15 protein-coding genes are annotated in these 12,036 nt (G+C 62.8%); 12 read left to right on the top strand and 3 right to left on the bottom strand.

The genetic code is table 11. From position 1 onward, the window contains the following. On the bottom strand, positions 1–1,632 hold the full coding sequence (locus NKI15_RS16100; RefSeq protein WP_027049503.1) for a N,N-dimethylformamidase beta subunit family domain-containing protein: 1,632 nt from the start codon (positions 1,630–1,632) through the stop codon (positions 1–3). A 169-nt stretch (positions 1,633–1,801) separates the two neighbouring features. On the opposite strand from NKI15_RS16100, the gene NKI15_RS16095 reads away from it, so the two are divergent. The 6 genes from NKI15_RS16095 to NKI15_RS16070 all read left to right on the top strand — a co-directional run bounded on the left by NKI15_RS16095 (position 1,802) and on the right by NKI15_RS16070 (position 6,021). Continuing rightward, a complete protein-coding gene (locus NKI15_RS16095; protein ID WP_352514136.1) occupies positions 1,802–2,050 on the top strand; it encodes a ParB N-terminal domain-containing protein in 249 nt (82 codons plus the stop codon). 114 nt (positions 2,051–2,164) lie between these two features. Next, positions 2,165–3,121, top strand: coding sequence for an alpha/beta fold hydrolase (locus tag NKI15_RS16090; protein ID WP_023756447.1), 957 nt, complete (start codon positions 2,165–2,167; stop codon positions 3,119–3,121). A 186-nt stretch (positions 3,122–3,307) separates the two neighbouring features. Continuing rightward, positions 3,308–3,706 carry a GFA family protein gene (locus NKI15_RS16085; protein WP_023684918.1) on the top strand — a complete coding sequence of 133 codons (399 nt, stop codon included), beginning with the start codon at positions 3,308–3,310 and terminating at the stop codon, positions 3,704–3,706. Between the two features lie 116 nt (positions 3,707–3,822). Next, complete coding sequence (locus NKI15_RS16080; protein WP_023669058.1) at positions 3,823–4,014, top strand: hypothetical protein; 192 nt, start codon at positions 3,823–3,825, stop codon at positions 4,012–4,014. 281 nt (positions 4,015–4,295) lie between these two features. Further along, positions 4,296–5,360, top strand: coding sequence for a glycoside hydrolase family 25 protein (locus tag NKI15_RS16075; RefSeq protein WP_023825095.1), 1,065 nt, complete (start codon positions 4,296–4,298; stop codon positions 5,358–5,360). 154 nt (positions 5,361–5,514) lie between these two features. Next, positions 5,515–6,021: a DUF2314 domain-containing protein gene (locus tag NKI15_RS16070; protein ID WP_023700830.1), complete on the top strand. Its 507-nt coding sequence runs from the start codon at positions 5,515–5,517 to the stop codon at positions 6,019–6,021. A gap of 21 nt (positions 6,022–6,042) precedes the next feature. Here the strand turns inward: NKI15_RS16070 and NKI15_RS16065 are convergent, their stop codons facing one another. Next, positions 6,043–6,969: a LysR family transcriptional regulator gene (locus NKI15_RS16065; protein ID WP_023731194.1), complete on the bottom strand. Its 927-nt coding sequence runs from the start codon at positions 6,967–6,969 to the stop codon at positions 6,043–6,045. A 104-nt stretch (positions 6,970–7,073) separates the two neighbouring features. Between NKI15_RS16065 and NKI15_RS16060 the strand changes: the two genes are divergently transcribed. The 3 genes from NKI15_RS16060 to NKI15_RS16050 are packed head-to-tail and all read left to right on the top strand — an operon-like array spanning position 7,074 to position 8,765. Beyond that, a complete protein-coding gene (locus NKI15_RS16060; RefSeq protein ID WP_196813891.1) occupies positions 7,074–7,247 on the top strand; it encodes a hypothetical protein in 174 nt (57 codons plus the stop codon). A gap of 28 nt (positions 7,248–7,275) precedes the next feature. After that, complete coding sequence (locus NKI15_RS16055) at positions 7,276–7,884, top strand: class I SAM-dependent DNA methyltransferase (RefSeq protein WP_023694158.1); 609 nt, start codon at positions 7,276–7,278, stop codon at positions 7,882–7,884. Continuing rightward, entirely contained in the window at positions 7,881–8,765 is an 885-nt protein-coding gene (locus NKI15_RS16050; RefSeq protein ID WP_023697600.1) for a DMT family transporter, read from the top strand. The genes NKI15_RS16055 and NKI15_RS16050 overlap by 4 nt, the downstream gene beginning before the upstream one ends. Before the next feature lie 20 nt (positions 8,766–8,785). Here NKI15_RS16050 and NKI15_RS16045 read toward each other — a convergent pair whose 3' ends face one another. Then, positions 8,786–9,727 carry a phosphoribosylaminoimidazolesuccinocarboxamide synthase gene (locus NKI15_RS16045; RefSeq protein WP_023669051.1) on the bottom strand — a complete coding sequence of 314 codons (942 nt, stop codon included), beginning with the start codon at positions 9,725–9,727 and terminating at the stop codon, positions 8,786–8,788. 163 nt (positions 9,728–9,890) lie between these two features. Here NKI15_RS16045 and NKI15_RS16040 point away from each other — a divergent pair, with 163 nt between their 5' ends. Genes NKI15_RS16040 through NKI15_RS16030 form a run of 3 tightly spaced genes read left to right on the top strand, consistent with a single transcriptional unit; the run spans position 9,891 to position 12,021 of the window. After that, positions 9,891–10,862, top strand: coding sequence for a DUF3592 domain-containing protein (locus tag NKI15_RS16040; protein ID WP_023669050.1), 972 nt, complete (start codon positions 9,891–9,893; stop codon positions 10,860–10,862). A gap of 13 nt (positions 10,863–10,875) precedes the next feature. Next, on the top strand, positions 10,876–11,391 hold the full coding sequence (locus NKI15_RS16035) for a hypothetical protein (protein WP_245272087.1): 516 nt from the start codon (positions 10,876–10,878) through the stop codon (positions 11,389–11,391). A gap of 24 nt (positions 11,392–11,415) precedes the next feature. Then, positions 11,416–12,021 carry a hypothetical protein gene (locus NKI15_RS16030; RefSeq protein WP_352514081.1) on the top strand — a complete coding sequence of 202 codons (606 nt, stop codon included), beginning with the start codon at positions 11,416–11,418 and terminating at the stop codon, positions 12,019–12,021. The last annotated feature ends 15 nt before the right edge of the window (positions 12,022–12,036 follow it).

Below are 12,036 nucleotides of genomic sequence, written 5' to 3'. Positions count from 1 at the left end.
TCAGGACTTTCCGAGGTAGCGATCGATTACATTCCTGGTTACGCGCTCGACCATCGGGTCCTGCCTGAGCAGGCCGGCGACCCATTCGCAGCTTCCGGCGTGGAAAACCTCGCCCTTGCCGCGCGGGAAATTGACGATCATGCCGTTGCCGCGTTTGACCTTTTCCAGATTGGCGTCGGTCGCCTCGCCAAACAGCGTTTCGGCCGTAAAGCGGCCATCCTCGTCGGTGAGAAACTGGTCCTCGATCGGGATATCGGCGCTTTCCTCGACCTGGCTCGCCATGCCGACGGCCAGCACCTGCAGCCCGTCAGGCGCACCGCTGTCCGGTGTCGGATAGGGCAGGCCGCCGCGGATCTCGAAATCGAGCCCGTCGACCTCATAGCCATAGACATGGCTGTCGGCGCCGAGCAGGTCGCCATAATAGATGCCGGTGCCGGCGAAGGCCCAGTGCTCGGGCCGATAGACCGGAAAGCCGCGCACGCCGCGCGGTGCGCATCCGCCCCAGCCGGCATAGACGCCGCGCGTCGCGTTGAGGCCGAAGGTCATTGCGCCGGGACGACCGATCTCAGGCGCTTCCCAGGAGTTGGTGGCCCGGGTGACGTCGCCGCTATAGGCCGGGTCTTCGGCCCGCGCCCGGTATTTGTAGCAGACCTGCCGGCGGCCTTCGTCCTCGAGCCTGGTCTGCCACATGAAATTGCCGGCAAAGCGAGCCGCATGACCGCCGCGCTCGACGTAGCTGTCGACGGCGTCCCGCATTTCCCAGGTCCAGTACTCGTCATGGCCGACGAAGACGACGCAGTCGTAGCCGTCGAGGATCTCGGGCGAGAAGTGCAAATCGTGCTGGCTGGCGAGATCGACGCCGTAGCCGGCGCGCTCGGCAAAGCGGAAGAAGTGGCTGTCATAGCTCGCCCAGCCGGAGGAGGTGTATTTCTTCGAATGTCCCGTGGCGTACGCCCATTCCATGTGCGGATAGCGCGGCACTGTTTTCGGCGGCACGGCAACCTCCAGCGGCACGCGCGGCGCGTCCTTGGGCAACACCACGAAGCCACGGCACCAAGGCCGCTGCGTCGACACCATGCGCGCATACTGGTCGCGGCCCGGGCCGGTGATGCCTTGATAGGCGTTGGAGCCGCCCCATGTGTTGTAGGACAGCCAGGTGCCGGTCGCCGCCACCTGCAGCACGCGACCGGGTTTTCTGCCGGGCAGGGGCGCGACGATGATGAGGTGATGGCAATGGATGGGCTCGCGCCCGTCCGCCGTCAGCGTCAGCCGATAGGCGCCGGATGGCCAATCCTTGCCGATGCGAAATTCGAAAGACGCCTCCCAGCCGCAGCCTTCGACCGAGCACTGGTCGGGCGTATCCTGCCAGCGCGCCGAAAGCCCCGTTTGCTCGAAGACCTTTGTCTCGCTGCCGCCGTCGCGGACAATGACAATGCTGAAGCGCGGCGCCGTCGAGCTGACATGCAGCGTCACGGTCTCGCCGGCGCGGTAGGAAAATCGATCAGAATAGCACCAGATCTCGCCCCGCTCGCCGTCCATTCCCGGCCATTCATAGTAATGGCCGCGCACTGCCTCGCGGCGCTGCTCGGGCGTCAGTCCGAAATCGGGAAATTCGGTCGGCAGTTGGGTCATGAACACCGGAAAAGTGACAGGCCGCCATTTCGGCCATCTGCCGGCCAAGCGTCAAATGGAAACGATCGGGCCAGCAATTGCATACGACACAATTGCTTGGCCGCTCTTGGCCGCACCTGGCAAACCGACTATCTCAGGCGAGGCGGCATTTTCCGCCTCGGGAGCCGGTATGCTGAGAGTGCAGAAGGTCAAGGTCGACGAAATCTACGTGCCGACGGCGCGCAACAAGACGCTGCATCCCGAAACGGTCCGGCATCTGGCCGAAGACATACTGGAAAACGGCATGAAGACGCCGATCCAGGTTCGCCATGACGGCAAGCGCCACATCCTGGTCGAGGGCCTGCACCGGCTGGAAGCCGCCAAATGGCTCGGCGAGACCGAGATCGACGCCTATCTGGTGCAGGCCAAGCGCCACTGAGGCGCGCGACCGATCGACAACAGCCAAACCGGTCATTCTTCCGCGGATTTTTCGCAGGGCATGTCGGCACGCGGCGTGCTCGCTCGTCCTTGGGGGGAACCTGAGGAGACCGACATGTCCAGACGAATCTATTTCGCCATTCTTGCCTCGGTCGCTGCCTTGTTTGCAGCGCCCGGCCCAGCCAATGCAGAGGAGACCAAGCCCGCCATGACCACCGAGGCAACAGCCATGCCGAAGCCGGAAAAGTCCGGCTTGCTGCCGATCGACGGCCTGAATTACTACTATGCCGTCTATGGCAAGGGCGAACCGCTGCTTCTGCTGCATGGCGGCCTTGGCACGTCGGACATGTTCGCGCCGCTGCTGCCGAAGCTGGCGGAAAACCGCACCATCATTGCCGTCGACCTGCAGGGCCATGGCCGCACCGCGCTCGGCGAGCGACCCTTCAGCCTGGAGGGGATGGGCGACGACATGGCTGGTATCGTCAAGGCGCTCGGCTATGACAAGGTCGACGTGCTTGGCTATTCGCTGGGCGGCGGCGTCGCCTTCCGCATGGCCGTTCAGCATCCCGAGACGGTGCGCCGGCTGGTCCTGGTCTCGACCGGCTTCGCCGCCAATGGCTTCTATGACGAGATGCGCGGCCAGCAGGCGCAGGTGAGCGCGGCCGCCGCCGATTTCATGAAGGACACGCCGATGTACAAATCCTACGTCGCCGTCGCCCCACGTCCCGACGATTTCCCTAAACTGCTCGATGCGCTGGGCAATTTCATGCGCAAGGATTACGACTATTCCGCCGATGTGGCGAAGCTGAAGATGCCAGTCATGCTGGCCTATGGCGACAGCGACATGTACAAGCCCGAGCACGAGATCAGGTTCTACCAGATGATCGGCGGCGGGCTGAAGGATGCCGGCTGGATGCGTGAGAACCTGTCGCAGAACCGGCTGGCCATCATTCCCAATCGCACCCACTACGACGTCTTCTTCGCACCGGAGCTGACGGCCGCGGCACTGCCCTTCCTCAATGGCGAAACCAAGGTGAAGACCTGGGACGAAGTCCTCAGCGAAACGAAATAGCTTGCCTGAGATACATGCCGGCCGTCTCGAAGAGGCGGCCGGCTTTTTTGTGCCTGCGAAACCACGAAGCCCTGGCGCAGCCATTAGTCCTATCGGCGCAATCGATGGCGCCATCAGGGCTTTTCAATTGACCGAAAGGTACCTGTCGATATCATCAAGAGACCTTCAGTGTGATGGGTTCGAATGATGACGAAATACCAGGGCGGATGCCATTGCGGGGCAGTGCGCTACGGCACCGAGGCGGCGCCGCTCAATCAGCGCGTCTGCCATTGCCGGCGCTGCCAGAAGGTGATCGGCGCGGCCTTCAACGCCCGCCTTTTGTTTCGCATCGACGATGTCACCGTCGAGGGAGAGGTGGCGACGGTCAACACCTCTCCGGACCTCAAGCGCGGCTTTTGCGCCGCTTGCGGCACCACGCTGTTTTCCCGACGCGACTCCGCCGGCATCGTCGGCATCACCACCGGCTCGCTCGACGATCCCTCGCTGTTCAAGCCGGAGATGCATATGTGGACCGCCTCGAAGCAGCCCTGGCTGCAGCTCGATGACGGCCTGCCGCACCATGAAGGCGCGCCGCCTCCGAACTGACGCCGGCCTTACCGGAAATTAATCCCGAAACCACGACATAGCCGGCAAAGCGTCATTGGCGGGCCATGATTGGCTGCCTATCTATCGTCTGCGGGCCGGTATCGAGGAGACGACCGATGAGCGACAGAATCAGCACCCTGGACGAGCTTTTGAGCGATCCGATGGTCCTCCTCGTCATGGAGCGTGACCGCGTGCGCCCCGAACAGGTTCGCCTGCTGCTCGAACGTGCCCGCCGCCCGGCGGCCGACGCCGTGCCACCGGCGCATGTGGTGGCGAAAAGCTGCATGCAGCAATGGCTGGGAAGGTAAGGGCTTCCCCTTCTCCCCTTGTGGGAGAAGGTGGCCGAGCGAAGCTCGGTCGGATGAGGGGTGTTCCAGGGAACGCCAACGCCTCACTCCGCTGGAACACCCCTCATCCGTCTCGGCGCTACGCGCCGATCCACCTTCTCCCACAGGGGGAGAAGACAAGAGGGCCAATTCCTAACAACTTGATTCAAACTTTGTTGGTAATTTCTCGTTAGTAATCGAGGCCGGTTTGTCCGGCGGCGTCTGTTTGCCTTCGGTCTGTTGTGTTTTGCGTACAGGTCCAGATGCGGATTTCAGCCGTCGTCAGTTTCATGTTGGCATCGCTGTGGCTTGCCGGCTGTTCGTCCACAGCGGGCGTCGATGGCTTGCAACCGTCGAACGAGACGACCAGTTCGGTCGTGCGTCCGAGCGCGCCGGTCGCAGCGGCTCCGGCGGAGACCGCCGACCTCGCGCCGATGCGGTCCGACATGGTGGCCGACAACGCTGTGGCCGACAATGCGCCGCCCTTTTCCATGGTCGAGGAAGAAGAGGCCATCGTCGCGGGCACGCCGCAGGGGAGCACCAGACCACAGCTCGAGCCCGCCGCTCTGATGTCTGCGCCGAAGCGGTTGACGCGCGCGGCGCCGGCCATGCTGGCCTCGCCGGTCACCCGCTACGGTTTCCGCGACGCCAAGCCGATCAATTTCGGCAAGGCTTCGCCACGCTACCTTGCCGTCCACGGCGTCGACGTCTCGCGCTGGCAGGGCAATGTCAACTGGGGCAAGCTGCGTACCCAGGGCGCCAACTTCGCCTATATCAAGGCGACCGATGGCGGCGACCATCTCGACCCGATGTTCATGAAGAACTGGCGCAATGCCGACGCCGCCGGGCTGAAGCGCGGCGCCTATCATTTCTTCTACTGGTGCCGCACTGCGGGCGAGCAGGCCGACTGGTTCATCCGCAATGTGCCGAGGGTCGAAGGCGCGCTGCCACCGGTAATCGATGTCGAGTGGAACGGCGAATCTTCCTGCAAGCGGCGGCCGTCGCGGGCCACCGTGCTGGAAAAGATGAAGGTGTTCATGGACAAGCTGGAGCGCCATTACGGCCAGCGGCCCATCATCTACACCGCACCGGATTTCTATCGCGACAATCTCAAGGGTGCGTTTCTCGATTATCCGTTCTGGCTGCGCGCCGTGGCGCGGCATCCCTCAAAAGTCTATCCCGGCCGCAAATGGCTATTCTGGCAGTACTCCGGCTCCGGCCTGTCGCACGGCGTGACCGGCCGCATCGACCTCAACGTCTTCCATGGCGACGAGCGCGCCTGGCGGGCATGGGCAGGCGGGCAGACGACCGTCGCCGACGCCGATTGAACGTCAGGCCCGGTGCCGGTGCGCCTGCGCTGCCTGCCGCTGCGCCTTGGGTTGAATTTTCAGCGTCTCGCTAACGATCCGCTCACTGTGTCCTTTAGCGGTATCGCAACAGCCTTCCGGTAACGTGCCCGTGATCGGGTTTTCGGAGGGATCCATGCGCAATCCAGTTGTGGCTGTCGCACTTGCCGCCGCCGTCGGCTACGGGTTTTTCAGTTCGCTCGGCCACATGCCGGGCGGAAGTGGCGCTTCGCTGGCGGAGTCGAAGCAGAACGTCGTGTCCTATTCCACCGAGGACAAGGCGATGCAGGCCGCCAAGGACAGCGGCCGCTCGACCCTCAAGCGCTTCCACGAACTGATGGACGCCGGCACGCCGGGCACCTACACGGTAAAATTCCCGCTGACCCAGAACGGCGCCACCGAGCATATTTGGCTGCAGCTGGTGGGCTACAGCGAAGGCTCCTATATCGGCCTGCTTGCTGACGTGCCGGTCAATGGCAACAAGTACAAGATGGGCGACAGGATGACGGTAACCGAGGCCGACGTCGAGGACTGGATGATCAAGAACGGCAAGGTGATCTACGGCGGCTACACCACGCGCCAGGCGCTTGCGGATATGCCGAAGGAGCAGGTTGCAAAGTACGGGTTGACCTTCAAGGACTGAGGGTTGAGGCGCGGGCGAGTTTTATCGCGGGCCTAGAGGGCTGTCGCGCTTTTCGCGTTCGCGTATCTCTGCCGTCTGCGCCAGCACCCAGTCGCGAAACACCTTGATTTTGGGCGCGTTGCGGCGGCTCTCCAGATGCACCAGCCAATAGCCGTCGCCGTCCGATCCAAGCACGCCGAATGGCTGTATCAACTGGCCCTTTTCCAACAGGGCGCTGTAAAGGTTTTTGGTCAGGATCGCGGCGCCCTTGTCGGTTAGCGCCGCCATCGCATCATAGGCCTGCGTACCCAGTTTCGGGCCAGCGATGACGCGATCGGGCTCGAACGGCACGCCGGCAGCCTTGAACCAGATTTCCCACCAGGGATCGTCGGCACAGCATAGCGGCAGTTGGTAGAGATCCTCGGGGCGGTGGATGCCGCCGACGCTTTCGGCGAGTCTCGGGCTGAGCATCGGCGTATAGTCCGCCTTGAACAGATAGTGAGCCGTCAGTCCCGGCCAATTTCCACTGCCGGTGCGAATGCCGACATCCATGTCGCCGCGCGTGAAATCGACCAGCCCGTGCGATGTATTCACCTTCACGGCAAGGTCGGGATGCATCAGCTGGAATGTTCCAAGCCATACGGCCAGCCAGTTCGATGCGAAGGTTTCCATCGTCGTCACCGACAGCACGCCGGTCGCTCCACCCTTGGTGGCGACCCATGCGTCGGCCAGGGTCGAGAACGCGCCTGTTGCGTGCGGCGCCAGCTGCTGTCCGGCCTCGGTCAGCGCGATCTGCCTTGTTTTTCTTACGAAAAGCGGCGTTCCGGCACGTTCTTCCAGCACCTTTATCTGATAGCTGGCAGCTGATTGGGTCATGCCGAGTTCTTCGGCTGCCTTGGTGAAACTGCCCAGCCGGGCCGCGGCTTCAAAGACCCTGATGGCTCCTAATGGTGGCAGTTCCCAGCTCATGACGCATCAATCCTGCTGATGCATACTACGCGACGTTCGATTGGAAACCAAGCCCGGAAAACGGCATGCTGCATTCATCGGATCAAACCCTGGAGGATACGGCAATGACCACCACCATCGCTCTCTACAACACGCTTCGCCGGCCGATGCTCGACCTCTTCACCGCGCCGTTCAGACCTCGCAAGCACGGCCTGCTCGACCGCCGCTCGCTGTCGGATCATTTCCTCAGGGATATCGGCATGCTTGACGGACGCGTGCCTCCCGGCACCATTGGCTAAGCAAGCTCTTTGACCAGGGGAGGGAAAGATGACTGTGTTATCCGAGGATCTGGCGAAGAGCCGACAAACGATCAACGCCTATGAGGACTATGCCGAACGCTACGACGCTCTGGTGCGGCACGTTCCGAACCAAAGAGAACAGAAATGGCTGAAGCGCCTGGTGAAGATCGCCGGCAAAGGTGGCCGGATTCTTGAAGTCGGTTCGGGACCCGGATACGATGCGGACTTCGTCGAAGGGCTCGGTGTCCAGGTTCGGCGCACAGACGCAACGAAGCGGTTTCTCGAGTTGCAGGCCGCACGCGGCAAGCATGGTGAGTTTCTCGATCTCATCACCGACGATCTCGGCGGCCCCTACGACGCGGTGCTCGCATTGTGCGTCCTGATCCACGTGCCGCGCGAGCAGGCCGACCAGGTGCTTGCCAAGATTGCCGGGTCGCTGCGGCCGGGCGGCGCCTTCCTCGTCTCGATGCGCATTGGCGACGGCGAGAAGAGCGGCGAATATCATACGGTCTACTGGCGCAGGGACGACTTCGCGGCCCGCCTCGAAAACGCCGGGCTGGTTCTTGTCGGAGACGAATTCAACGTCGGCCGCGATCGCGAAGAGTGGACCACCTTTCTGGCTGTGAGGCCGTCATGACGCGCCGCGGACTGTTTTTGTTCGTGCTGCTCAGCCTCCTGTGGGGCATTCCCTATTTGTTGATCAAGCTGGCGGTTGCCGAGGTGTCGGTGCCCTTCCTGGTCTTTGCCCGAACAGCCGTCGGCGCCCTGGCGCTGCTGCCCTTCGTCCTTGTCCAGCGCAGTTTCGGATGGCTGAAGACACATTGGCGGGCGGTCGCCGCATTCTGTCTGGTCGAGATGATCCTGCCATGGGGGCTGATCACCCATGGCGAAGTCAGCATCGACAGTTCCACCGCCGGACTGCTGATTGCCATGACGCCGGCCGTAACCGTCGCGCTCTCCAAGCTGATGGGCTCGGATGAGCGGCTGGGGATACGCCGCTGGACCGGTCTTTTCCTCGGTTTTGCCGGTGTCTTCGTGCTGGCGCTGCCGACCTTGGGTGGCGGATTTCTCGCGGTCGTCGAGATTCTCATGGCCGCGGCCTGCTATGCCTCGGGTTCGATCATCGCGTCGCGCTGGCTGAACGATGTGCCGGCAACCTCGCTGACGGCAGTCTGTCTGGCAGGGGCCGCGCTGATCTACGCCGTGCCGGCGGCGTTGGCCTGGCCGGCGGCCATGCCGTCGACAACGGTGGTTGGCGCAATCCTCGGTCTTGGCGTGTTTTGCACGGCGATCGCCTTCGCCACCTATTTTCTGCTGGTGCGGGAGATCGGCCCCGAACGGGCGGTCGTCATAACCTATGTGGCGCCCGCCGTCTCCGTGGCAGCCGGCGTGCTCGTCCTTTCAGAGCCGCTCGATATCGGCATTGTAGCGGCTTTCGCGCTCATCCTGTGCGGATCATATCTCGGCACGTGGCGCGCTCCGCCAGAACCGTCCGTGTCCGCGACCTCGGCAAGTTGACCGGCGGCCGCCAGCCGCCGTCAGAAATAAGGTCGCAGGTTCTCGCGAATGCGGTCCAGCACCGTCTTTCCCGAGATATCGGCGGTGAAGGTCTTGCCGGTGATGGTCTCAAAGGCCTGCGTGTAAACCCGCGATGTCTGCTCGATGAGCTCGGCGGGGATTTTCGGAATACGATCCTTGTAGGGATCGCAGCGCGCGGTCACCCAGGCGCGAATAAAGTCCTTGTCGAAACTTTGCGGCCGCTCGCCTGCCTTGAAACGCTCTTCATAGGTTGCCGCAAGCCAGTAGCGGCTTGAGTCGGGCGTATGGATTTCATCGGCAAGGATGATGGTGCCATCCTTGTTCGTGCCGAACTCATATTTGGTGTCGACCAGGATCAGGCCGCGCTTCGCGGCCAACGCTTTGCCGCGCGCAAACAGCGCCAGCGCATAGCGCGAGACTGTGTCCCATTGCTCTTCCGATAACAGGCCGCGCGTCAGGATCTCGTCGCGCGTCAAGGGCTCGTCATGACCGCCATCGAGCGCCTTGCTGGTCGGCGTGATGATGGCCTGCGGCAGCTTCTCATTGTCGCGCAGCCCGTCCGGCAGGCGGATGCCGTACATATCGCGTTCGCCGTTCTTGTATTTCGTCAGCACCGAAGTGCTGGTGGTGCCGGCGAGATAGTCGCGAACAACGATTTCCACCGGCAGAATGTCGAGCCTGGTGCCGACAACGACATTGGGGTCGGGATAATCGAGCACATGGTTTTGGCAGATGTCCGCCGTTTCCTCGAACCAGTAGCGCGCCGTCTGCGTCAGCAGCTCTCCCTTGAGAGGTATTGCGGTCAGGATCACATCGAAGGCGCTCAGCCGGTCGGTGGCGATGATGATGCGGCGGCCATCCGGCAGATCGTAATTCTCGCGGACCTTGCCTTTGTAGTGGTTCGGGAGTTCCGGAATGAAGGCATCCGAGAGAACGCGCAGTGCTGTCATCCTGGTCTCATGGCTCCTAACAGTTTGGGCGACTCTTAACAAAGTTGAGGGGGCTTCGATACCCGAGGAAGGGCGGTTCGTCCTTCGCGAATAATCAAGACATTGCCTTCGCCGTGCTATCTATTCGCAGCTTCCGACACTCCTGGGGGACGCGGTGGACGTAGAGCTCAAATTTCTGATTGTCGGATTTGCCTGCGCGATCGCGGGCGGTCTGTCGTTCATCACTTTCGTCAAATGGCGCGAGGTGCAGGCGATGAGCCACTGGCTGCCGGCGCCGGGCAAGATCATCTCGTCGCGCGTCGAGGCGCGTGAAGTCAGAAGGTCGGGCGTCGGCTCGGACAGCAGCGACACCACCGAGATGCGCAATTTTCCGGCGATCACCTTCGAATACAAGGTCGGTAAAAAGAAATTTCAAAGCTCGCGCTACAGCGTGAAGGAGAATCTGGGGAATTTCGAAGTCACCGAAACCCTGGCGCAGTTTCCCACCGGCGCTGAAGTGACCGTCTTCTACAATCCGGCCGATCCGGGCAAGGCCGTGATCGAACGCACCCTGCCGGACGGCGCCTTCAAGTTCATGGTCAAGCTCTCGGCCGGGCTGGTGATCGGCACGGTGGTGCTGGTGTTTTCGCTCGGTGGCGTGCTGGAGGCGATCCGGCCGCACCTGCCCAAGCCGCAGAACCTCGGCGCCGGAGCGCTGCTGCTGTTCATGGGCCTGATGATCCTGCGCATGGCCTTCGTCCAGAAGTCGCTTGCCGAGCAGGCGGCAAAATGGCCGGTCGCGCCCGGCCGCATCGATTCCTCCGGTCTGCAGGCGCTACGAAACTACAGCGGCCACCGACGCTGGAGCACCGTTTTCAAATCCCGCATCGTGTACAGCTACGGCGTCGCAGGCCAGCACTACACCTCAGACCGCGTCACCTTCGGCGCCACGGTCACCGCTTCAATGCCCGGCCTCGTCAGCAGCCAGGCGCGCAGCTATGCCGAGGGCGGCAAGGTCGACGTGCATTACGACCCAGCCAACCCCGCCTCGGCAGTGCTCGAATGCAGGGTGCGCGGGCTTTGGCTGCTGTGGGTCTGTTCGGCCGCGTTTCTGGGCGGCGCGGCTTGGCTGGTCGGTTTTATCTGAGGCGCCCACTTTCATGACAAGACATCCAATGATCGTCCGCAGGCTGGCCGTCGTTTGCCTGGCTCTGCTCGGCGCCGTGCAGGCAGCGAGCGCAAAAGAATGTCTGCTCAGCCATGCCACCTACCGCGAGCCGCGTTCGGGCGCGGTGATGCAATTCCGGCCGCTGAACAATGAGCCGGCGGCACTGACGGCCGAAGTGTTTTCGGTGACCGTGCCCAACACCGACACGCGCTTGCCGGCCGACATCACCTGGACCAATGGCAAAAATTCGTTTCCGCTCGGCACCATCCGCCATGCCTGCACCGACGACGACCGCGAAGCGGGGCTGGAGGACGGCAGCGGGATGTGCCGGATATGGACTGGCCAGGTCTATGCCTTGACCGGAGGCGGAGCCGAGCAGCTGAATTCACGCGAAGCGACACCGGCGCCGAAAGGCTGTTGCTGCCCGATTTCGGCGCGGGCTTCACCGAATTTGCCGATTTCGCCAATGCCAATCCGGACGGCTCGGCGTGGGACGCCTTCACATTGACAGGATGCAGCGATGAATAGCGCCATGAGACCGATTGTCTGGATATGCACGCTGTTTGCCTCGGCGACGATATCAGCCGCAGCGCGGGCGGACGAGCCGGCGCCATCCCGCCCGCCGATCGACAAATGCGTCTGGGAAAAGCTGACCGACAAGACGGTCGGCCTCGCCGCCTGGGTGCAGCGATGCGATTTCGGCTTCCGCCAGATCCATTTCGAATTCGTCGGCGGCGCACTCGCCATCAAATACAGCGATGGCGGCGCGCCCGATCCGCTGGTCGAGGTGTTCGACATCAAATCGGGCGAAACCGCCGAGGCCGCGGTGCTGCGCCTGTTGCTGGAAAAGACCGACAAATCAGTCAGCGCCCGCTGCGTGCTGGCGCCCTACACCGAGGGCACCGTGCCCGCCGGCGTCAAACGCTACACATTCAGCCCTGATGCTGCCTATGCCAAAGAGCTGAAAGCGGTGGTGAGTGATGACGTTCCCGAACCACCCTGCGGCGACTGGGGCGAAATGCCCGACGGCATCCAGTACTTCGAGGTGCCGGCGGGCGAGGGGCACAAGCTGCTGTTTGTGCGTGCGGGGCAGGACGAGCCGTTGTTTGACGAGCAGACGCTGCGGGTGCCGGGATAGGATGTTGTCCTGAAG

The sequence above is a fragment of the Mesorhizobium sp. M0862 genome (assembly GCF_040319795.1).
Lineage (GTDB): Bacteria > Pseudomonadota > Alphaproteobacteria > Rhizobiales > Rhizobiaceae > Mesorhizobium.
This window is presented reverse-complemented; position numbering and strand designations above follow the sequence as displayed.